16 protein-coding genes and 1 tRNA gene are annotated in these 20,994 nt (G+C 72.2%); 9 read left to right on the forward strand and 8 right to left on the reverse strand.

What is annotated here, in order from left to right:
* Nucleotides 1-77 precede the first annotated feature (77 nt).
* On the forward strand, nt 78-641 hold the full coding sequence (locus tag QZ607_RS20450) for a hypothetical protein (protein ID WP_295886453.1): 564 nt from the start codon (nt 78-80) through the stop codon (nt 639-641).
* A 174-nt stretch (nt 642-815) separates the two neighbouring features.
* Here the strand turns inward: QZ607_RS20450 and QZ607_RS20455 are convergent, their stop codons facing one another.
* Nucleotides 816-1,397, reverse strand: a complete 582-nt coding sequence (locus QZ607_RS20455) for a TMEM165/GDT1 family protein (protein WP_295886455.1) — start codon at nt 1,395-1,397, stop codon at nt 816-818.
* Nucleotides 1,398-1,415: 18 nt separating this feature from the next.
* Entirely contained in the window at nt 1,416-1,655 is a 240-nt protein-coding gene (locus tag QZ607_RS20460) for a hypothetical protein (RefSeq protein WP_295886457.1), read from the reverse strand.
* 218 nt (nt 1,656-1,873) lie between these two features.
* Between QZ607_RS20460 and QZ607_RS20465 the strand changes: the two genes are divergently transcribed.
* Nucleotides 1,874-2,248, forward strand: a complete 375-nt coding sequence (locus QZ607_RS20465) for a hypothetical protein (RefSeq protein WP_295886459.1) — start codon at nt 1,874-1,876, stop codon at nt 2,246-2,248.
* A 162-nt stretch (nt 2,249-2,410) separates the two neighbouring features.
* Here QZ607_RS20465 and QZ607_RS20470 read toward each other — a convergent pair whose 3' ends face one another.
* Nucleotides 2,411-2,848, reverse strand: coding sequence for a CoA-binding protein (locus tag QZ607_RS20470; protein WP_295886461.1), 438 nt, complete (start codon nt 2,846-2,848; stop codon nt 2,411-2,413).
* 225 nt (nt 2,849-3,073) lie between these two features.
* Nucleotides 3,074-3,164 (reverse strand) — tRNA-Ser (locus QZ607_RS20475).
* Nucleotides 3,165-3,340: 176 nt separating this feature from the next.
* On the opposite strand from QZ607_RS20475, the gene QZ607_RS20480 reads away from it, so the two are divergent.
* Nucleotides 3,341-4,195 carry a trans-aconitate 2-methyltransferase gene (locus QZ607_RS20480; protein WP_295886464.1) on the forward strand — a complete coding sequence of 285 codons (855 nt, stop codon included), beginning with the start codon at nt 3,341-3,343 and terminating at the stop codon, nt 4,193-4,195.
* Nucleotides 4,196-4,546: 351 nt separating this feature from the next.
* Here the strand turns inward: QZ607_RS20480 and QZ607_RS20485 are convergent, their stop codons facing one another.
* Together QZ607_RS20485 and mobB are read right to left on the reverse strand one after the other, a co-directional pair.
* The gene (locus QZ607_RS20485; RefSeq protein WP_295886466.1) at nt 4,547-5,038 is read right to left on the reverse strand and encodes an SUMF1/EgtB/PvdO family nonheme iron enzyme; all 492 of its coding nucleotides are present in this window, start codon (nt 5,036-5,038) and stop codon (nt 4,547-4,549) included.
* Between the two features lie 87 nt (nt 5,039-5,125).
* The gene (gene mobB, locus QZ607_RS25960) at nt 5,126-6,259 is read right to left on the reverse strand and encodes a molybdopterin-guanine dinucleotide biosynthesis protein B (RefSeq protein WP_367268229.1); all 1,134 of its coding nucleotides are present in this window, start codon (nt 6,257-6,259) and stop codon (nt 5,126-5,128) included.
* A gap of 407 nt (nt 6,260-6,666) precedes the next feature.
* Here mobB and ettA point away from each other — a divergent pair, with 407 nt between their 5' ends.
* The 3 genes from ettA to QZ607_RS20510 are packed head-to-tail and all read left to right on the forward strand — an operon-like array spanning nt 6,667 to nt 11,996.
* Entirely contained in the window at nt 6,667-8,334 is a 1,668-nt protein-coding gene (gene ettA, locus QZ607_RS20500) for an energy-dependent translational throttle protein EttA (RefSeq protein WP_295886468.1), read from the forward strand.
* Between the two features lie 55 nt (nt 8,335-8,389).
* The gene (locus tag QZ607_RS20505) at nt 8,390-11,122 is read left to right on the forward strand and encodes an EAL domain-containing protein (protein ID WP_295886470.1); all 2,733 of its coding nucleotides are present in this window, start codon (nt 8,390-8,392) and stop codon (nt 11,120-11,122) included.
* Nucleotides 11,115-11,996, forward strand: a complete 882-nt coding sequence (locus tag QZ607_RS20510; RefSeq protein ID WP_295886473.1) for an ATP-binding protein — start codon at nt 11,115-11,117, stop codon at nt 11,994-11,996. The genes QZ607_RS20505 and QZ607_RS20510 overlap by 8 nt, the downstream gene beginning before the upstream one ends.
* 176 nt (nt 11,997-12,172) lie before the next feature.
* Here the strand turns inward: QZ607_RS20510 and birA are convergent, their stop codons facing one another.
* A complete protein-coding gene (gene birA, locus QZ607_RS20515) occupies nt 12,173-13,189 on the reverse strand; it encodes a bifunctional biotin--[acetyl-CoA-carboxylase] ligase/biotin operon repressor BirA (RefSeq protein ID WP_295886476.1) in 1,017 nt (338 codons plus the stop codon).
* A 23-nt stretch (nt 13,190-13,212) separates the two neighbouring features.
* Nucleotides 13,213-15,072: a M61 family metallopeptidase gene (locus tag QZ607_RS20520; protein WP_295886479.1), complete on the reverse strand. Its 1,860-nt coding sequence runs from the start codon at nt 15,070-15,072 to the stop codon at nt 13,213-13,215.
* Nucleotides 15,073-15,421: 349 nt separating this feature from the next.
* Between QZ607_RS20520 and QZ607_RS20525 the strand changes: the two genes are divergently transcribed.
* The 3 genes from QZ607_RS20525 to QZ607_RS20535 all read left to right on the forward strand — a co-directional run bounded on the left by QZ607_RS20525 (nt 15,422) and on the right by QZ607_RS20535 (nt 20,717).
* Complete coding sequence (locus QZ607_RS20525; RefSeq protein ID WP_295886482.1) at nt 15,422-16,210, forward strand: ElyC/SanA/YdcF family protein; 789 nt, start codon at nt 15,422-15,424, stop codon at nt 16,208-16,210.
* 228 nt (nt 16,211-16,438) lie between these two features.
* Nucleotides 16,439-17,623, forward strand: a complete 1,185-nt coding sequence (locus QZ607_RS20530) for an exonuclease SbcCD subunit D (protein WP_295886485.1) — start codon at nt 16,439-16,441, stop codon at nt 17,621-17,623.
* 28 nt (nt 17,624-17,651) lie between these two features.
* A complete protein-coding gene (locus QZ607_RS20535; RefSeq protein ID WP_295886487.1) occupies nt 17,652-20,717 on the forward strand; it encodes an SMC family ATPase in 3,066 nt (1,021 codons plus the stop codon).
* Nucleotides 20,718-20,994 lie beyond the last annotated feature (277 nt).

Consider the following 20,994-nt stretch of genomic DNA (forward strand, 5'->3'; position numbering starts at 1 on the left):
CTGCGAAGAATGAGCCTGACGCGCCCCAGAGGGCCCGCAGGTCCCGGCGCCGGTCGCGCCGGCCGCTGCTGCTCGGCGTGGGTCTCAGCGTGGGGCTGCTCGGGGCCGGCGCCGCGGCGGCTTGGTACCTCGGTTGGCTTGCCCCCTGGATGGAGCCGCCGTATGCATCGCGCACCGAGGAGCTGCCTGCCCACCGACAGGCACAGTCCGCGACTGCCGGCGACCCGACGTTGACAGGCCGCGCCTTCGCCGCCGACCTGCTGGCGGCCTCCCCATCGCCGAAAGATATCCTCGCCGCCGCCGGGAGCCGCTCCCAAGCCGGTGACTGCGACGCCGCGCTGATCCTGTACGCCAGCGCCGTCGATGCAGATGGTGCCTTGGGCGCGCAGGTTGCACGTCTGTATGACCCCGCCAGCTATACCGTCGGAGGCTGCATCGATGCGCCCAGCGAAGACATGGCACTGGAATACCTGCGCATGGCCGCCGAGGCCGGCGTCCCGGCAGCCATGCGCCGCGCCGGGGAGATCCTGATGAGCCGCGCCGACTCCGGGCCGGTGCACGATGAAGGCCGCGCCTGGCTGCGTCGCGCAGAGCCCGTCCAGCAGGCCGTTAATGCAGAGGGCAGGATGCAAGGTGACTGACCTTTCCTGCCGCGAAGCGCAGGGCCGGCGCGACTGCCGGCGCGGTGCCCGGCCTACGAAAGGCCCGCCCCGGCCAACTCGGACTCAGAAACCTGATTGATCCAACGACCGCATTCGTGGTGGTCACACGCCTGGTCTGGGCTCATTCTGCACCATGTCCGGCGCGGGCACACCTCATCCGCCGCTCAACGTCAGATGCGCGAGCGCCAGCAGGCCGAAGGCGATGAACAGCACCGCCGCCCCGCGATGCACCCAGTGCGTCGGCACCCGCCGCAGGAGCGTGCAGCCGAACAGGATGCCGAGCAGCGACACCAGCCAGAGCGCGAGGGTCCCGCCGATGAGCACTGCCCAGATGTCGCCCGTGCCCGCGGCCAGCGCGACGATGGCCAACTGCGTCTTGTCGCCCAGCTCGGCGACGAAGATCAGCGTAAAGCTGACCACCAGCCCGCCACCGCCGGGGCCGGCCACCGCCGCGCCATCGTCCACCGCATCCGCCTCCCGCCAGGAGCGGTAGCCGAAGTACAGAAAAAGCCCCGCGGCGACCAGCAGCACCAGCGCCCTGGGCACCAGCCCGGCGAGCACCCCGCCCGCCAAGACACCCAGCAGGTTCAGCAGCGCAAAGGCCGCGAAGGTGCCGCCGATGACCGCCGGTGCCCGGTAGCGATGCGCCAGGGTCATCGCCAGCAGCTGCGACTTGTCCCCCATCTCTGCGAGGACAACGAGCGAGAAGGAGGACAGCAGGATGGAAGGGTCCATGGCGGGGCCAGTCTGCGCTCAAATGACGCAGGACACCCCGAACAGCACGCACCCGGCCGAGAGGCGCAGCGTTGCCCCCTGCCCCCAGCTGATGCCGGTGCCGAAGCAGGAGCGCAGGATCAGCTCATCCAGCACCAGGCGCATGCGCTCCGCCGCAACATGCGAGAAGTTGCGGACCACCGGGTCCTGCGCGGGCACCGGGGAGATGAGCGTCAGCGCGGCGAGCCCGGCCGCCGCCATGCTGAGGATGCGTCGCACCGCGCCTCCTGTTTGTGGCGTTGCGCATTATCGTGATCCACGGTGATGCCCGGACAGCGCCGTCAGTGGTTGCGCCGGTCGGCGAGCATACTGCAACGCAACGGTCGCATCCCGCCGCGATGACCAGTGCAGATGACACAGCGCAATGACTTCGCCATCTACACTTAAAGCACAGAGGTCGCTGCCGTGCGGATCGCGCACAGGTCTGTGGGATGGGCATGCTGACGGCATTGCTGATGGTGGCGCTGCTGGCAGGGCGCGCCGTGCCGGCGGCCGACGGGCGCGCGCGCGAGGCCACCGAGGCCGAGTGGGCCGCCTGCATCGAGCAGGTGCAGGCGGAGCTGGCCCCGCAGGGCCTCTGTGGTGCATCGAACTGCTACGACGCGGCCGGGCGGGACCTGATCGACATCTGTGTCGGCCGCGTCGGCTACCCCAGACACACCGCGATGGAGACCGCGGGGCTGCTGCGGGACATCAGCGCCGGGGACATCAGCAACGTCACCCGAGCCAGGGTGCGGACCTATCCACCCGGGCATGCGGTGCGACAGGCCTACGAGAAAGCGCGGTCAACGCGGCGACCGCGGGCGGATTGACGTCTTGGGCGCTGACGCCGTGCCTGGTTGAGGCTGCGATGCCTCGCCGGCAGACAGCACCCACCGACGCCCTGTCCGGCCAGCCGGAGCCCGCCGGCGGCCGCCGGCGAGGCAAGAGCGTCGGGTCGGCGCAGCGTCAGCGTCACCCGCCAACCAGGCCCCTCAATACTTGCCCAGCGCCTGCATGATCCACTTGTGGATGCTGTGGTAGGAGAAGCCCTGGGTCAGGTACATCACCGCACAGGTCCCCGTGCGCAGGTCGATGCCCCGCTCCGCCGCCAGCGCGACGGCCTCTGGGGTGTCATGGGCCATGTGCACCCAGAGGTCGCGCACACCGGCATCCGCCGCGGCGGCCACCCAGTCCCGCGTCTCCTCCTTCGGCACCTCCAGGATCACGCCCTGCACCGATGTCGGCAGGCTCGCCAGGTCCGGATAGGCACGGTCCCCGTCGATGGCGTCCGTGCTCGGGTCCACCGCATACACCGTCTTGCCCTGCTGCTTGAGCCCACGATAGCTCAGCAGCGGAAAGGGCTTGGCGGCGGAGCGGCCGACCACAGCGAAGCTGTCCAGCGTGAAGAAGGTCTCGTAATTGGATGCCATGTCGATCTCCTGCGCTGGGTTGGTGCGCTGGGCTGATACGCTGGGCTGGTGCAGGGGCGGCATGCTCGGTCGCATCGCGCGTGCCTTCCATGCGGAAGCGCAAGTCCGGAGAGACTTCCAGGCCGCTTGCGCCGCAGCAGCGGCGATCAGGTGCAACGGCGCACGGCAGCGTCAGCCCGTTTGGGCCTGCGTCGGAGGCGGAACGCAGGCATGTCAGGCGGGGATTGGCGGAGAGGGTGGGATTCGAACCCACGATAGGCTACTAACCTATACACACTTTCCAGGCGTGCTCCTTAAGCCACTCGGACACCTCTCCGGAGGACGCGGGTTGCTGGCCTGGGCTTCAGCGGACACCGGGAGCATGGACCCTGGGGGGATGGACCCTGGGGATATGGACCCTGGGGGGGTCGGCGCCGGGCGCTGCGCTGCCGTGGGGCAACCGCGAGCCGACTAGAATAGCCAAACCCGCTACTGGTTTCAATCGGACCCAGCATGTCTCCAAAGCCTGCCGCAGGCCCGCGACGCGCCGCCGACCCCGCTCCGACCCACGCCGGGCAGGCCGACCCGCACCGCCTCTACGAGCGCGCTGTGCAGTGCCCGGAGGCGGAGGTGGACTTCCTCATGGAACGCTTCCGGCTGCTGCGCGGGCGCGACGCCCGCCGGCTGCGCGAGGACTTCTGCGGCACCGCCGCCGTCTGCTGCGAATGGGTGCGGCGCCACCCGCAGCACCATGCCCTGGGCCTCGACCTGGACCCCGCCGTACTCGCCTGGGCGGAGCGGCACAACCGCCGGGCGCTGCCGGCCGAGTCGCAGGCGCGCATGAGCCTGGTGCAGGCGGACGTGCGCGCGGCGCCCGCCGGCGAGCCGCCGGACCTGGTGGCGGCCATGAACTTCAGCTACTGGCTGTTTCTGGAGCGCGCCGCACTGCGGGACTATTTCCGCAGCGTGCATGCTGCGCTCGCCGCGGACGGCGTCTTCTTTCTGGACGCCTACGGCGGCTACGACGCCTTCCGCGAGATCATCGAGGAGCGCGCCGTGGAGGACGACGCGGGCAGCTTCACCTACCGCTGGGAGCAGGCGAGCTACGACCCCATCAGCGGCCTGATGGACTGCCACATCGACTTCGCCATGCCGGACGGATCGGAGCTCAAGCGCGCCTTCAGCTACCGCTGGCGGCTCTGGACCCTGCCGGAGATCCGCGAGCTGCTGGCGGAGGCCGGCTTCCGCCGGGTCATCGTCTACTGGCAGGGCTGGACCGAGGACGGCGAGCCGGACGGGATCTTTGAGCCCGCCGAGCGTGCCGACGCCGATGCCGGTTGGATCTGCTATCTGAGCGCCGAGAAGTGACTGAGCGCGGAGAAGTGAGCCCCGTGGGAGCGGCATTCCTGCCGCGACAGCCCCGCGCGCACCAGCACCCCACCTTCGCGGCCAGAGGCCGCTCCCACGAACGGCGCCTGTGGGAGCCACGTAGTGCGGACTACAGAGCCCTGAACGCCGCCGCACGCGGGGGAGAGGGGCGCTGCACGTTCCCCGGACCCCCTCCCACGACGCGACCATGAAACAGCTCGTCCAGAAACCAGCAGCTCAGAATTCAGCATCCGCCAGGGACAACACCAGCCGGAAGCCGACGACGTTGCCGAAGATGTCGGGAGGGAGGCTGTAGCGGGACGCGGCCCGTGCGAGAGGCCAGTCGATGTATCACGCGCCCCCGCGCAGCACACGGGGGTCGGTGCCGGCGGGGTCATCGCGGCCATCGCCGGGCCGCAGCGGGTAAAGGCGATAGCGGCTGGCGCGCCACTCCCAGCAGTTCCCGGCCAGGTCCTCGATACCCAGCGCACCGGCACCGGCCGAATAACAGCCGACCGGCGTCGTCGCGAGCACCTGCCCCTCGACACAGTTGGCGCGGTCCGCGGAGAACCCGCCCCCGCCCGGCCAGGGATCACCTCGCCGCCGGGCGCCCGCCCGTGTCGCCCGCTCCCATTCCGCCTCGGTCGATAGGCGGCATGCACCCTGCAGCAGGTCCGCACCCGCGCCCCGGCTGCCCCGGCTGCCCCGGCGACACCGGCAGCGCGGCGCAGGCAAGTCGCCGAGCCAGCGCCCGCAGGCGCGCGCCTTTAGCCAGTTGACGCCGACGACGGGCTGGGACGGGTTGTCGAAGCGCGGGTCGTCCCAGAGGGCCGGGCGGTCCATCGGCCGGCTTGACTCGCTGTGCTTGAGCAGCCCGCGGACCGCGTACTCATCCATCGCCAGGTGTTTGCCGTGTGCCTGGGCGCCGCGTCACACCGACGCCTGCCGCCACAGGGCGTAGATCTCCGCGGAGCGCTCCAGCAGGGCGGCGCGGGTGAGGGCCTCGGTGAGGTCCCGGCCCCAGGTGTAGGCGCCCTGCCCGGCGACGATGCAGGCGCCGCCCGCGCCGAGTTGCTCGGCGATGGCGGCGGGGGCCTCGGCGGCCCTTGCGTCCAGGTCGAAGTCGAGTGCGGGGACGGCGCCGAAGGCGGCGCTGCCGTCCGGGTCCACGGGCTCGAAGGAGCGCCCGCGGAAGCCCACCGCGGCGGCATAGGGCATGCGGGCGCCCACCACGGCCAGGGCCTTGGGCTGTGCGCTGTAGATGCGCCGGTGGATGGCCGCTTCCACCTGGGCCGGGTCCGGGCTCGCCTCGGCGTCGCCGTCGGCGGCGGTGTCCGCGTCTGCGTCGGGTGCCGTGATTGTGTGAATGCGGATGGCCGCGTGGGTCGGATCATCCCCTGCCAGTGCGATGGGGGCGAGCCAGCAGCGCGCGCCGACCCGCACGGAGAGCCAGCCGGCGCGGGGCTCCGCCGGTGAGATGCGGCACTGCCGGCAGCGCCGCAGCAGCTCCTCGCGGGGGTCTTCGCCGCTGAAGCGCCCGTCCGCGAGCCGCGCCTGGATGAAATCGGCGACGGCGGCGGCGTCATCGAGCGGCAGGCGCTCGGGTGCCGCCCCCGCCGGCAGCTCGGCATCCGTGACGACGGCGATGATGTCCGGGTCGTCCGGATACAGCGGCGGCCTGGCGAGACTGCTGCGCTGCACCTCGATTTTCGGCAGGTGCTCGCCGCGGAAGCCCTCCACCAGCACCAGATCCAGGCGCGCGGCGTCGAAGCGCGCCAGCAGCTCGGTGAGCGGCAGCGCGCCGTCCGCATCCCGGCGCGGCGCATAGTCCATGAAGCCAAAGCCGTCGGCCGCCGCCAGCAGCACCTGCTCGGCGCCGGCGGCGGCCACCGCATGGCTGTCCTTGCCGGCATGGTCGATGCTGAGCGGGTGATGCGAATGCTTGACATAGCCCACGCGCAGCCCCCGCTCGCGCAGCAGCGCCACCAGCGCGCGCAGCAGCGTGGTCTTGCCGGTGCCGCTGGGGGCGACGATGCCCACCACCGGCACGAATCCTCTGGTCATGATCTGCCTCCCGTCGCTCAGCGGCCCGGCCGGCGACCGCACAAGGACACAGCCTGTGAACCGCCTGCTTGGACTTTTGTCGGCCGAACGCGCAAAATTTCGCCTTTACCACTGACGGGCGCTGACCCGGCACGCCAGAGGCCCGCCGCGCCCGCCGACACCGCCGCACGCCGCCCCGCGGCGCTCATCCCAAACCTGCGGTGCTGACCCCGGGGCCTGCGGCGCTGGTTTCGGGCCTGCGGCGCTGGCTCCGGGCCTGCGGCGCTGGTTTCGGGCCTGCGGCGCTGGTTTCGGGCCTGCGGCGCTGGCTCCGACTGCGGCCGGCCGGATGCCGCAGGCCCAGGTAAGCGGCTGCCGGGCGATTGCACCACCAACCACAGATCACGCCAAGTACCGAAAGACTCACCATGGCGCAGTACATCTACACCATGAACCGCGTCGGCAAGGTCGTGCCGCCGAAGCGGGTCATCCTGCGGGACATCTCGCTCTCCTTCTTCCCGGGCGCGAAGATCGGCGTGCTCGGCCTGAACGGCGCCGGCAAGTCGTCGCTGCTCAGGATCATGGCCGGCCTCGACACGGAGATCGAGGGCGAGGCCCGCCCGCAGCCCGGCATCAACATCGGCTATCTGCCGCAGGAGCCGCAGCTGGACCCGGAGAAAGACGTGCGCGGCAATGTGGAAGAGGCCGTCGCCCCCATCAAGCAGGCCCTGGAGCGGCTCGACGCCGTCTACGCCGCCTACGCCGAGCCGGATGCGGACTTCGACGCCCTGGCCCAGGAGCAGGGGGAGCTGGAAAACCTCATCGAGGCCACCGACGGCCACAACCTGGAGCGCACCCTGGAGGTGGCCGCGGACGCCCTGCGCCTGCCGCCCTGGGAGGCCGATGTCAGCAGGCTCTCCGGTGGCGAGCGCCGGCGCGTCGCCCTGTGCCGGCTGCTGCTCAGCAAGCCGGACATGCTGCTGCTGGACGAGCCCACCAACCACCTGGACGCGGAGTCCGTCGCCTGGCTGGAGCGCTTCCTGCACGACTACTCGGGTACCGTGGTGGCGGTGACGCATGATCGCTACTTTTTGGACAATGTCGCCGGCTGGATCCTGGAGCTGGACCGTGGTCACGGCATCCCCTGGCAGGGCAACTACTCCAGCTGGCTGGAGCAGAAGGAGACCCGCCTGGAGCAGGAAGAGAAGGCCGAGGCGGCCCGCATCAAGGCCATGCAGCACGAGCTGGAATGGGTGCGCGCCAACCCCAAGGGCCGCCACGCCAAGAGCAAGGCGCGCCTCGCCCGCTTCGACGAGCTGCAGTCGCAGGACTTCCAGAAGCGCAACGAGACCAACGAGATCTACATCCCCCCAGGCGAGCGCCTGGGCGACCTGGTGGTGGAGGCCAATGGCCTGCGCAAGGCCTACGGCGACCGGCTGCTGTACGACGATCTCAGCTTCAACCTGCCCAAGGGCGGCATCGTCGGCATCATCGGCCCCAACGGCGCCGGCAAAACCACGCTGTTTCGCCTCATCACCGGGCAGGAGCAGCCGGACGCCGGCGAGCTGCGCATCGGCGAGACGGTGGACATCGGCTATGTGGACCAGAGCCGGGATGCGCTGGACGACAGCAAGACGGTGTGGGAGGAGATCTCGGGCGGCGCCGACAACATCATCGTCGGCAAGTTCGAGATGCCGTCCCGGGCCTATGTGAGCCGCTTCAACTTCAAGGGGTCGGACCAGCAAAAGCGCATCGGCGATCTCTCCGGCGGCGAGCGCAACCGGGTGCATCTCGCCAAGCTGCTGCAGCGCGGCTGCAACCTGCTGCTGCTGGACGAGCCCACGAACGACCTGGACGTGGAGACGCTGCGGGCACTGGAGGAGGCTATACTCGCCTTCCCGGGCTGTGTGGTGGTCATCAGCCATGACCGCTGGTTCCTGGACCGCATCGCCACGCACATCCTCGCCTTCGAGGGCGACTCCCAGGTGACCTGGCTCGAAGGCAACTACGCGGACTACGAGGCCGACCGCCACCGCCGCCTGGGTGACGAGGCCGACCAACCGCACCGGCTCAAATTCCGCCGGTTGGACGCCTGAGGCGTCGCCCGCCCCGCCCGGAGCCGCCGTCCCCCGCCGACCGCGCCGTCGCCGTATGTCAACCTCCCGAGCCGGCTCCGCCACCGACGCCGCCGTCGAGCGTCGGCGGGTACGGGGCTGGCTGCTGATCGCGGGCACCCTGGTGCTCGCCATTGCCGTCTTCAATGTGGAGCACGGCGTGCGCCTGGCGCAGCTGGAGCACGCGCTCGCCGCCGAGCGCACGGCCAACGCCGTCGCGGCGCAGCTCGCCCTCGCCCTGCACCGCGAGGAGTCCCGCGTGCACCAGCTCCTGGACGCGGAGCTTGCGGTGCTCGCAGCCCTGTCCGCCGGCACCGATACCGAGGCGCAGGTCGAGACCGTCGCGGCGCGCCTGCGCGAGCAGTTCCCCGACCTGCTGGCCCTGCGCGCGGCGCAGGCAGCGCCACCGCAGACCCGCTCGGCCGCGGCCGGCGTGACGACGGAGCTGGTGGCCCACCACCCCGCAGCGGCGAGCATGGACGCGGCGTCGCAGGCACCCCGGCCGGTGCTCGCGCACCAAGTGCAGGTGCGAGGCACACCGCTGATGATGCATCGCCGGAGTGAGGAGCTCCTGCAGGCCACCGCGCCCGCTTGGGCGCAGGTGCGGCTCATGCAGGACGGGCGCTCCTGGCCCCTGGCGACCCAGCCGGCTGCGCAGGCGGCGCCCGCCGCGGACGCCCCCGCCACGGCAATGGCCGCGCAGCCCGAGCCGGCCGTCACCGCCAGCGCACCCATCCCACACCCCGGCGCCGCCGGCTGGCAGGTTGCGGTGCACCGCCCCTGGGGGCTCGCCACGCTGCCGTCGCTGCTGCCCTCCGTGGTGGCGTCCGTGCTCCTGGTCGGGCTCACCGCCGCCGGCGGCCTGCGGCTGTGGCGCTGGAGCCGGCGACGGGAGAAGGGCCTGCTGCGCGAACAGCACCGCCTCACCGCCAACCAGCGCAAGCTGGAGGCCGTGCTGGACAGCACCACCGACGGCATCGTCATGCTGGACGCCCAGCACCGCATCGAGCTGCTGAACCCCGCCGCGGAGGTCATGTTCGGCCGCCTGGAGGCGGACGTGCTGGGCACCCCGATCACCGGGCTGCTGCCGGAGCTGCCGATGCCCGCGAGCCTTGACTCACACGCTCCGCTGCCCGCCGTCTACGACGCCCAGGCCCTGCGTGCCGGCGTGGACCGCTTCCCGACCCGCATCGCCGAGCGGCGCCTGGTGCTGGACGACGGCCCGCGCCGGCTGCTGCTGGTGCAGGATCTCACCGAGCAGGAGCGCCAGGCCGAGCAGATGGCCTACCTGGAGCAGCGCGACGTCATCACGGGGCTGCTGAACCGCAGCGAGTTCGAGCGGCGCATGGCACGGCTGCTGGCGGAGGCCGCCGGCAGCGAGACCTCGCACGTCCTCTGCTACATCGACATCGATCAATTCAAGGTCATCAACGACACCGCCGGCCATGCCGCGGGCGACGCCCTCATCGGCCAGCTCGCGAAGATCATCGAGGTGAAGCTCCGTGTCGCGGTGCTGGTGGGTCGCCTCGGCGGCGACGAGTTCGGCGCGCTGTTCGCCGACTGCACCGAGGCGGAGGCACTGGCCGTGTGCGAGGACCTGATGCAGACGGTGCGCAACTTCCTGTTCACCTGGCGCGAGCATTCCTACGACGTGGCCGTCAGCATCGGGCTCACGGCCTTCCTGCCGGAGCACGAAAGCCCCGAGGCCGAGCTCGCCAAGGCGGATGTCGCCTGCCACATGGCCAAGCACGAGGGCCGCGACCGCGTACACGTCTACAGCGACAGCGACGTCTCCCTGATCCGCCACCACGGCGAGATGCATCTGGTCTCCGCCATCACCCAGGCGCTGAGCACCGGGCGCTTCCGTCTCTACGCCCAGCCCATCATCCCGCTGGCGGGCGCCGAGCCCGGCGGCGGGCGCACCCACTACGAGATCCTGGTGCGCATGCTGGACGAGCACGGCGAGCTGGTGGCGCCGGACGCCTTCATCCCCGCCGCCGAGCGCTACATTCTGATGCCCGCCGTGGACCGCTGGATCATCCACCAGCTCTTCAGCACCCAGCACGAGCGCATGCGGCGGTGGCATCGCGAGCACCCGGGGCAGTTCCTGTTCGCGGTGAACCTCTCCGGCACCTCTGTCAGCGACGAGGGCTTCCTGCCCTATCTGCGGCGCCAGTTCGAGGTACACGAGGTGCCGCCGGCGGCCATCTGCTTCGAGGTCACCGAGACCGCTGCCATGCGCAATCTGGCGCAGGCAAGGCGCTTCATCGGCAGCCTGGCGGCGCTTGGGTGCAGCTTCGCGCTGGACGACTTCGGCAGCGGGCTGTCTTCCTACGGCTATCTGCGCGAGCTGCCGGTGAGCTACCTGAAGATCGACGGCAGCTTTGTCCGCGACATGCACAACGACCCGGTGAACTACGCCCTGGTGGCCTCCATCAACCAGGTGGCCCATGTGCTCGGTCTGAAGACCATCGCCGAGTGGGCCGAGAACGAGTTCATCATCAACCAGCTGCGGGCGCTGAACGTGGACTTCGTGCAGGGCTTCGCCATCGGCACCCCGCTGCCCGTGGTGGGCTGCGATGCCGACTTCACCGCGGACATGCTGGCCACCGCCCGGCCCGCCGACGACGCCGCCGCGGCGGCGGATGCCCAGGGTGCAGACGACAGCGACACAGGGCCGATGACGCTCGCCGACACCGGGGCAGGCATTGGGGCCGGCCGGGAGCCGCCCGCAGCAACCGGCAGCACAGGCAGCAACAGCCATGGCTGACGACCGCCTGCAAGCCCTGCTGGCGCGCGCCGAGGGCCTGCTCGGCCGCCTGGAGCAGCACTTCCCGGCGCCGCACGCCACCGACTGGAGCGTCCACGCCTGGCGCTGGCGCCGCGGCGGGCCCTTCGGCGCCGCCGGCCGGCTGGAGGCCGTACATCGCCCGCATGCGCTGACCCTGGGCGACCTCTGCTGCGTGGATGCGCAGCGCGACGAGATCGACCGCAACACCCGCCAGTTCCTCGCCGGCGCCGGCGCCAACAACGTCCTGCTCTCGGGCGCGCGCGGCACCGGCAAGTCCACGCTGGTGAAGGCGCTGTTCAACACCTACCGCCACCAGGGCCTGCGGCTCATCGAGGTGGACAAGGACGAGCTCGCGGACCTGCCGCGGATTCTGGGGCAGATCGACGGCCGCGACGAGCGCTTCATCCTGTACTGCGACGACCTCTCCTTCGAGGCCGGCGAGGGCAGCTACAAGGCGCTCAAGGCGGCGCTGGACGGCTCCATCAGTGCGCCGCCGGACAATGTGCTCATCTACGCCACGTCCAACCGCCGTCACCTGCTGCCGGAATTCCAGCGCGAGAACCGCGAGGCGCGCGTCATCGACGGCGAGATCCACCACGGCGAGAGCGTGGAGGAAAAGATCTCCCTGTCCGACCGCTTCGGGCTCTGGCTGTCGTTCCAGCCCTTCACCCAGGGCCAGTACCTGGCCGTCTGCCGGCACTGGCTCACGCGCTTGGGCGCCGCCGCCGTGGACGGCCCGGACGTGGAGCGCGCCGCGCTGCAATGGGCCCTGCGCCGCGGCTCCCGCAGCGGCCGCACGGCGTATCAGTTCGCCCGCGACCGCGCCGGGCGTGAGCGCGTTGCCCAGTCCTGAGTCCGGCCGCGGGGCATCCCGCCCAAGCCCTGTTTGTCGCGGCAGGGACGCCGCTCCCACACACAGGTTTGTCGCGGCAGGGATGCCGCTCCCACACGACGGCTGCGCGTGAGCTCTCGCATGGTTTCGGCATTCCGTGGCCCGAGCAGACATTTCGGCATACACCCCACCCATGCTCAACGCACCGGCGCCGAGCGCAGGCTCACCTCCCCGGCATGGAAGGTGCGCCGCCCCTCGGCGGTCTCCAGCACCAGGCCGCCGTCCGCGGCGACACCGGCGCAGATGCCCGTGATGCGCCGCTCGCCCATGTGCAGCGTCACCGGCTCGCCCAGGTAGGCATCCAGGCGGTGCCAGTCCTCCAGGAAGGGGTCGAGACCGGCGGCAGCGAAGTCCATCAGCGCCCGCAGCAGGCCATCCACGAGCGCGCCCGCGAGCGCATTGCGCCCCGGCATGGCGGTGCCGAGCACGGTGGCGAGGTCCGCCCAGGGCTGATCGATGGCCGCGGCCTGGGCCCGGCTCAGATGCAGGTTGACGCCGAGCCCCACCACCACGTGGCTCGGCCCCTGGGACTCGCCGACCACCTCCAGCAGCAGGCCGCCCAGCTTGCGGCGGCGCCAGTGCAGGTCGTTGGGCCACTTGAGGCCGATGTCCACGACGCCGTTGTCCCGCAGGGCGCGCGCCGCGGCCACCCCGCAGGCAAGGCTCAGACCGCCCAGCTGCGCCGGCGCCAGCGGCGAGCGCCAGAGGATCGACAGATAGATGTTGGCGCCGAAGGGCGACACCCAGCCGCGGCCCGAGCGCCCGCGCCCGGCGAGCTGGCGCTCGGCGAGACAGACGCTGCCCGACGGCGCACCCGCAGTGGCCGCCTGCATGAGCCGGGTGTTGGTGGAGTCGACGGCCTCAAGCACCTGGATGTCCGCGAGCGCCCCGCGCGCAGGCTCCGACAGTGCCACCTCGATGCGCGCGGCGTCCAGCAGCTCCAGTGGGCGATGCAGCCGGTAGCCCTGGCCGCGCTGGGTCTCGAGGTCCAGGCCCAGCTCGTCGGCGGCCCGGCGCAGGGTCTTCCAGACGGCGGCGCGGCTGATGCCGAGCTGCGCCGCCAGCTCCGCACCGGAGTGCACCTCACCGTCGGCCAACAGCTGCAGCAGCGCACGGCGGCGGGAGCGACCCACAGCCTCGACCTGCGCGACCATGGCAAGCGCCGGACCAGCCCTACTCAGGACGCGGCGACGCTCGCGAGCCAGGCCCGGCGCCGCTCCAGCACCGCCGCCGGCGCGTCATCGATAAGCCGCAGCTCGCAGACATCCGCCGGGGCCGGCGCCGGCGTAAGCTGAAAGGTCATCAGCTCGTCGCGGCGGAAGGCGTGCACCGCCACCGCCCGCCCGATGGGCAGCCCGCGCAGGCGCTTGCCGGCGGACTGACCGTCCACCCGCAGCCCGTCCACGGCGATGATGACATCGCCGGCGGCGAGCCCGGCCTGCAGCGCCGGGCGGCCGTCCAGCACCACGGCCACCTTCGCCTCGCTCCCCGGCGCCAGCCTGAGTCCCACGTCGCCCACCGGCTCGATGGGCTTGAAGGTCTCCGCCACATTGCCGAAGTCCTTGGGCCCCGTGGCCGGGCGCAGGCGCATTTCCACACCGACGGTGGCCAACAGCCCCGGCAGGTCCAGGTCGTCGGTGCCGTCCAGGGCCTGCGCGAAGAAGTCCCCGAGGTCCAGCCCGGTGACCTCCGCCGCCAGTGCCTCGATGCCGCGCTCGGGCACGCCGGCGCCGGCGCGGCCCGGGCGCTCCCCATAACGCTCCCAGAGGGCGCGCATGACATCGTCCAGGCAGCGGCGCCCGTCCGTGTCGCGGCGGATGCTCAGGTCCAGCGCCAGGGCCGTCAGCGCCCCCTTGCCGTAGTAGCTGACAATGGCGTTGGGGGCGTTCTCATCCTGCTTGTAGAACTTGGTCCAGGCGTCGAAGCTCGACTCGGCCACGCTCTGGCGCAGCCGGCCCGGATTGCGCAGCACCTTGGTGATGGTCTCCGCCAGCAGCTCCAGATAGCCCTTGGCGTCGATGCGGCGGCTGCGCACCAGCGCCAGGTCGTCGTAGTAGGAGGTGATGCCCTCGAAGGCCCAGAGCAGGCGCGTGTGCACTTCCCGCTCCAGGCCGCCGTCCAGGAAGGCCGCCGGGCGGATGCGCTTGACGTTCCAGAGATGAAAGTACTCGTGGCTGCAGAGGCCCAGGAACTTGCGGTAGTCGCCCTGGGCCTGCGTATCCTCCGGCTTGGCTGTGGTGTCCAGGGCCTGCGCCGGCAGGTCGTCGCGGCTGCAGAGCAGGCTGGACGAGAATCGGTGCTCAAGCCCGCCGTAGCCGTCGCCCACCACTTGCGTGAGGAACAGATAGCGGTCCGCCGGCAGCTCGCCGAACAGCGCCGCGTGCTCTTCGCAGATGGGTGCCAGGTCCGCGGCGATGCGCGTCAGGTCCGCCCGGTGGCGCCCGCTCACGGCCATCCAGTGCGGCACGTCGCGCACCTTGTAGGCGATGACGTCGAAGCGACCCATCTCCACCGGGTGGTCGATGAGATCGGCGTAGTCGTCGGCGCGGTAGCTGCCGAAGCTCCAGCGCTCGGCGCCGTCCCGCGCCAGGCTGGTGGCGAGGCTCCAGTCGCCGCACGCGGGGTCCGGCGGCGGCAGCAGCTCCACGCGGCAGGGCTCGTGGTCACGGCCGTGCACGCGCAGGAACAGGCTCGGCCCGTTGAAATAGCCGTGGCTGCGGTCGAGGTGCGCCGAGCGGACCGTGAGCTCCCAGGCATAGACCTCCCAGCGCACCACCAGCGCGCCGTCGCCCGCGGGCGCCTGCCAGGTCTGCTTGTCGAGCTTGGTCAGGGTCACCGGCGCCCCGGCGCGCTCGGCGGCGATGCTGACGATGTTGCGGGCGAAGTCCCGGATCATGTAGCTCCCCGGGATCCAGGCCGGCAGGGACAGGGTGACCGGCTCGGGGCCCGGGTCGGCGATGATCAGCTCCACGGCAAAAACGTGAGCGGCGGGTCGGGCCGGGGTGACGCGGTAGATGATGGGCGCGGTGTCAGGCATGAGTCACGTGATGGGCTCGGCGAATAGGACAGGCGGCCCGGCGCGCTGGGCCATGGCGACGGGTCTGAAGTCAGCAGATGGGGCCGGCGAGCCTAGTCTGGACCCCACTGCGAGCACCCGCTGCCCCGTCGCCTGGCCCAGAGGCGGCGTGGGCCGCCGGCACCGGCCATGCGCCCGGCCCGCCCGCACGGAACCCTGGACGCCGGTGACTGCCGCAGAAACCTGGCACCGGTCAGCATTTGGGCGCAATTTCGGGGCATCGCGCAAGGTTGGGGTGGCAACGGCCTGCAATTTTGTGTCTACAATCAGGCTTCAGCCGGCGATTGTCGGCCATCGAAGGACATCCACCGTGTCTGACGGTCTTCCAACGTCGCCTGAGTCCGGCGCGTCCCCGCCGAGCGCGACAGCCACAGCACAGCCGGATGCGGCGGCGCAGAGCCCGGCGGCCAAGCGCGCCCGCAGCAGCGGGCCGCGGCGCCTGCGCCTCGCCCTGCCCGCGGCGGCGGCGTTGCTCGCGCTCATCGCCGCGGTGTCCGCCGGCGTCGACGCCATGGTCTCCGCCAGCACGGCGCACGCGGTGGCGGACGGCGTGGAGCAGGTGGAGCCCAAGCCCGTGGCGCTGCTGCTCGGCACCGCCCGGCGCACCATGGCGGGCCGGCCGAATGCGTTCTATCAGGCGCGCATCGAGGCGGCGGCGGCGCTCTACCACAGCGGCAAGGTCCAGGGCATCCTGGTGAGCGGCGACAATGCCACGCGCTGGTACAACGAGCCCATCGCCATGCAGAAGGACCTCATCGCCGCGGGCGTGCCGGCGGAGTTCATCACGCTGGACTACGCCGGCTTCCGCACCCTGGACTCCGTGATCCGCGCCAAAGAGGTCTTCGGCCAGGAGCACGTCATCATCGTGAGCCAGCGCTTCCATGCCGAGCGCGCCATCTTCCTGGCGCGGCACTTCGGCATCGACGCCAGCGGCCTCGCCGCCGCGGACCCGCAGGATCAGGGCCTGATGAAGGTCCGCGCCCGGGAGGTGCTGGCCCGCGTCGCCGCGGTGCTGGACATCGTCATCGGCCGGGACCCGAAATTCCTCGGCAAGCCGGAGACGGTGCGGCTGCGGGCGGTGGCGGACGACGCCGTCTGAGTGAGTCCGCCTGCGCCCCCCAGCGCGTGGCGGCGGCAGTCACGCCGCGACCCACACAGCTGTCGCGCCGCGGTCCGGCCAGAGGCCGGCGAGTCGCAGCGAGGACGCCCCGTGCACGCTGCGGCTGCGCCGTGACGCTCGCCGCGCTATCATCATCGCTCGAACCGGCCGCCGAGCCGTGCCCCGAGCAGCAACCGCAACCACGCCGTCACGCCCGCCTGCCAAGGCATGCCCTTCCGCCTCCTCCACACCGCCGACTGGCACCTGGGCCGCATCTTTTTCAACGTCTCCCTGCTGGAGGACCAGGCCCAGGCCCTGGAGCAGCTGGTGCACATGGCCCGGGAGACCCGGGCCGATGCGCTGGTGATCGCCGGCGATGTCTACGACCGCGCCGTGCCGCCGGCGGACGCCGTGCGCCTGCTGGACGAAACCCTGGCGCGCCTGGCGCTGGACCTGAAGCTCGCCGTCATCGCCATCGCGGGCAACCATGACAGCGCCGAGCGGCTCGGCTTCGGCGCCGCGCTCATGGAACGGGGCCGCTGCTGGGTGCGCGGCCCCCTAGGCGCCGGCCTCGCGCCCATCGAGGTCGCCGGCCGCACCGGCAGCGCGCGCTTCCACCCCCTGCCCTATGCCGAGCCCGCGGAGGTACGCGAGCACCTGCGCGAGCCCGATCTGCCGAGCCACGATGCCGCCCTGGGCGCCCTGGTGCGCCGCCTCGGCACCCTGCCCGATGACGTGCCGAACATCGCCGTCGGCCATTGCTTCGTCACCGGCGGCGCGGTGAGCGAGTCCGAGCGGCCCCTGAGCGTCGGCGGCGCCGAGCAGGTGGCGGCGGCGCACTTCGCCCCCTTCGACTATACGGCGCTCGGGCATCTGCACCGCCCGCAGCAGGTGGGCGAGCGGGTGGCGTACTCGGGGTCGCTGCTCAAGTACAGCTTCTCCGAGGCCGGCCACGCCAAGTCGGTGAGCCTGGTGGAGCTCGCGGACGACGGCGTGCGGGTCGAGCGCCTCCCGCTGACGCCCCGACGGGACCTGCGCATCGTCGAAGGACAGCTCGCCGACCTGCTGCGCGGCCCGGCGCCCGGCGAGTCCGCCGACGACTACCTGCTGGTGCGCCTCGCGGACACGGGCGCCCTGCTGGACCCCATGGGCCGCCTGCGGGAGGTCTATCCCAACGCCCTGCACCTGGAGCGCCCGAGCCTGGAGCAGAGCGGCGACGGCCGCGGGCCGAGCCGCGAGCAGCTCGCCCGCGGCGACGAGGCCCTGTTCGCGGACTTCTTTCGCGAGGTCACCGGCGACGCGCTGTCGCCTGAGCACCAGGCGGTGCTGCAAGAGGTGCTGGCGGGGCTGCGTCGGCAGGAGCGCGAGGCCGGGGCACCGCCACCTGCCCCAGCTGGCGCGCCGGGGGACTGACGCATGAGCACTGCCGAGCCTTAAGCCCATGCGCCCGCTGATGCTCAGCCTCCAGGCCTTCGGCCCCTTCGTCGCCCGCCAGACGCTCGACTTCGGTCGCCTCGGCGAGCAGCGCCTGTTCCTCATCTCTGGCCCCACCGGCGCCGGCAAGACCACGCTGCTGGACGCCATCGCCTTCGCCCTCTACGGCGTCTCGTCGGGCGATGAGCGCAGCGTCGAGCAGCTGCGCAGCCAGCGCGCAGACCCGCACACCCGCACCGAGGTGCACTTCGACTTCGCCATCGGCCCCCGGCGCTATCGTATCCACCGGGTGCCGCGGCAGGAGCGCGCCAAGCTGCGCGGCAGCGGCACCACCACCGAGCCGGCCGCCGCCACACTTTGGGAGCGCACCGATGCCGTCGGCCCGGACGACGAGGGGCGCGTCCTGGCGAGCAGCTGGTCCAAGGTCACCGAGCAGGTGGAGGCCCTGGTGGGCTTCCGCGGCGACGAGCTCCGCCAGGTGATGCTGCTGCCCCAGGGCCGCTTCCGGGAGCTGCTGACCGCCGGCGGCCGGGAGCGGGAGCAGATCCTCCAGACGCTGTTCCGCACCGAGCGCTTCGCCCGCATCCAACAGGCCCTGAAGGCCCATGCCGAGGCCATCCGCAAGGCCGCCGACGCACTCGGCATCCGCCGCGAGACCCTGCTCGGGCAGAGCCGCTGCGACGACGAGGCGGCGCTCGCCGCGTGCATCGACGCCCTCAGCGGCGAGCTCAAGCGCCTGGACGCCGAGGTGCAGACCCGCAAGGCGGCCGAGCAGCAGGCCCGCGCCGCGCTGGACGCCGGGCGCAGCGCCGCCGAGCGCCTGGACGCCGTCGCCAAGGCCCGCACCGCCCTGGAGCAGCTCCTCGCGGAGCAGGCGGGTATCGACGCCGAGGCCGCCGAGCTGGACGCCGCCGAGCGTGCCGACAAGCTCCGGGACCTGCACGCCCAGCTCGCCGGCCGCCGCGACGAGCAGCGCCGGCTGACGCAGGCAAGCCAGGCTGCCGCGGCCGAGGCCGGGCAGGCGCGCACGGCGGCCGGCGAGGCGGCGGCGACCCTGCAACGGGAGACCGATCAGGAGGCGGAGCGCGATGCCCTGCGCAGCGAGATCCATCGGCTGGATGCGCTGCAGGCCGGCGTCGCGGCCCTCGCCGACGCAAGCTCAGCCGCGGCCGCCCGCCGCCGGGACGCGGAGCAGGCCGCGACCCGGCTGCGGCAGGCAGAACAGGCAGCCGAAGCCGCCCGGCAGGCGCTGCGGGACGCACAGGCCCGCCGGGAGCAGCTGGCGCAGCCTGCCTCCCGCCGCGAGCTGCTGGCGGACCGGCTCGCGGAGCTGACTCAGCAGGCCGAGCGGCACCGCCGCCTGGACCGGGTGGACGCGGACCGTGCCGCGCTGGCGAGCCGGGTCAGCGCCGCCGCCGCATCCGAATCCCAGGCCGAAGCAGCCCTCGCAGCCGCCCGCGACCAGCACGAGCTGCTGCTGCGGCGCTGGCGGGACGGGCAGGCGCAGCACCTCGCCGCTGGGCTCGAGGCGGGCGTCCCCTGCCCCGTCTGCGGCGCCACGGCGCATCCGGCCCCTGCCGTCGGCGCGGCGGACATCCCGGACGAGCCGACCCTGAACGCCGCCAAGTCCGGCGCGGCCAAGGCGGAGTCGACCCTCGACACCGCCCGCCGCCGACTCGCGGAGCTGCGCCGGCAGTCTGCACAGCTCGACGCCGAGGCGACGGGCCTGCGCGACGCCCTGGGTGACTGGGCCGGGCGCGGCAGCGCAGACATGGACCAGGCCCTGGATGCACGCCGCGCGGAGCTGAGCCGCGCCCAGGACGCGGCGGAAGCCCTCGCCCGCCTGGACGCGGAGCGTGCCGCCCTGGAGCAGCGCATCGGCGAGCACGAACAGGCCCTGGAGCAGGCCCGCCAGGCGCAGCGGCAGGCCGGCGAGGCCCTGGCGGCCGCCGAGCGCAGCCTGCAGGAGCGCAGCGCCGACATCCCCGAGCAATGGCGGGCTCCCGAGGCCCTGCGCGACGCGCTCACGGACCGGCGCCGCCGGCTCACGCAGTCCGAGCAGGCCCTCACCGACGCCCGCACCGCCGCCCAGCGCACGGCGCAGGCCCAGGCCGCTGCGGAAACGCGGCAACAGGCCGCGGCACAGCAGCTCGCGGAGGCCGAGGCCCGGCTCGCCAAGGTGACCGCCGACTGGCAACAGCGCCGCGCCGACGCCGGCTTCGCGACCGACGACGCCTTCGCCGCCGCCCGTCGGGACCAGGCCCAGCAGGCGGCGCTCGCACAGCGCATCAAGACCCATCAGGACGCCGTTGCCGCCGCGCGCACCACCCTGATCAATGCCGAGGCGGCGGCGCAGGGGCTCACCGCGCCGGACCTGCCGGCGCTCACCACCGCCGCCGAGCAGGCCACCGCCGCCCGCGAGCAGGCCGAGACCAGCCGCGGCGGCCAGGCCGCGGAGCACAAGCGACTGTCGGACCTGGCGGAGCAGCTCACCGGCGTCGCCCGGCAGCTCGACCACCATCACACGCGCTACGCCGTCGCCGGGCGCATCGCCGAGGTCGCCAACAACGACAACCCGTACCGCCTGTCCTTCCAGCGCTTCGTCCTCGGCGCCCTGCTGGATGACGTGCTGCGCGCCGCCAGCGAGCGCCTGCTCGCCATGAGCCGCGGCCGCTACCGCCTGCTGCGCAGCACCGAGGCCGGCGACCGCCGCAGCCTGGGTGGCCTCGACCTCATCGTCGAGGACGGCTACACCGGCATGACCCGCCCGGTCTCCACCCTCTCCGGCGGCGAGGGCTTCCAGGCCGCCCTGAGCCTGGCACTCGGCCTCGCCGAGACCGTCCAGGCCTACGCCGGCGGCCTGCGCCTGGACGCCATGTTCATCGACGAGGGCTTCGGCAGCCTCGACCCCGAGGCCCTGGAGCTCGCCGTGGACACCCTCATCGACCTCCAGCGCGGTGGCCGCCTCGTCGGCGTCATCTCCCATGTGCCGGAGCTCAAGGAGCGCATCGACGTGCGCCTGGAGGTCACGGCAGCGCGTGGCGGGAGCATGGCGCAGTTCGTCTTGCCATGAGGGACAGTCCCCGAGACGGCAACTCCTGCCCCGCCTGGCTGAAACGACCCGGAATCCTGGGCGCGTTATGTATACCGTCACCGTTTCGTCACCGTTTCGAGTGTCACCGTTTCGAGTTGATGTGGAGCCCGCCGGCACGCCCGATGTGATGTGCGCAGCCCGTCGCAGCCCGCGCCGGCGCCGCTGCCTAGCTTGAGAGTGAAGGGGAAGTGACGCGACGGCTGCGGCCTTCCCGAGCTGTCAGACGCGGACGCGCTGTCGGTCCTGCGGGCGTGAT

The sequence above is a fragment of the uncultured Thiohalocapsa sp. genome (assembly GCF_913063425.1).
Taxonomy (GTDB): Bacteria; Pseudomonadota; Gammaproteobacteria; order Chromatiales; family Chromatiaceae; genus Thiohalocapsa.

Bases quoted from the DNA above. Each gene is read 5' to 3' on its own strand.
- QZ607_RS20455 (WP_295886455.1), bottom strand. From the start codon at position 1,397: ATGGACCCTTCCATCCTGCTGTCCTCCTTCTCGCTCGTTGTCCTCGCA.
- QZ607_RS20465 (WP_295886459.1), top strand. From the start codon at position 1,874: ATGCTGACGGCATTGCTGATGGTGGCGCTGCTGGCAGGGCGCGCCGTG.
- QZ607_RS20470 (WP_295886461.1), bottom strand. From the start codon at position 2,848: ATGGCATCCAATTACGAGACCTTCTTCACGCTGGACAGCTTCGCTGTG.
- QZ607_RS20480 (WP_295886464.1), top strand. From the start codon at position 3,341: ATGTCTCCAAAGCCTGCCGCAGGCCCGCGACGCGCCGCCGACCCCGCT.
- QZ607_RS20485 (WP_295886466.1), bottom strand. From the start codon at position 5,038: ATGGACCGCCCGGCCCTCTGGGACGACCCGCGCTTCGACAACCCGTCC.
- mobB (WP_367268229.1), bottom strand. From the start codon at position 6,259: ATGACCAGAGGATTCGTGCCGGTGGTGGGCATCGTCGCCCCCAGCGGC.
- ettA (WP_295886468.1), top strand. From the start codon at position 6,667: ATGGCGCAGTACATCTACACCATGAACCGCGTCGGCAAGGTCGTGCCG.
- QZ607_RS20505 (WP_295886470.1), top strand. From the start codon at position 8,390: ATGTCAACCTCCCGAGCCGGCTCCGCCACCGACGCCGCCGTCGAGCGT.
- QZ607_RS20510 (WP_295886473.1), top strand. From the start codon at position 11,115: ATGGCTGACGACCGCCTGCAAGCCCTGCTGGCGCGCGCCGAGGGCCTG.
- birA (WP_295886476.1), bottom strand. From the start codon at position 13,189: ATGGTCGCGCAGGTCGAGGCTGTGGGTCGCTCCCGCCGCCGTGCGCTG.
- QZ607_RS20520 (WP_295886479.1), bottom strand. From the start codon at position 15,072: ATGCCTGACACCGCGCCCATCATCTACCGCGTCACCCCGGCCCGACCC.
- QZ607_RS20530 (WP_295886485.1), top strand. From the start codon at position 16,439: ATGCCCTTCCGCCTCCTCCACACCGCCGACTGGCACCTGGGCCGCATC.
- QZ607_RS20535 (WP_295886487.1), top strand. From the start codon at position 17,652: ATGCGCCCGCTGATGCTCAGCCTCCAGGCCTTCGGCCCCTTCGTCGCC.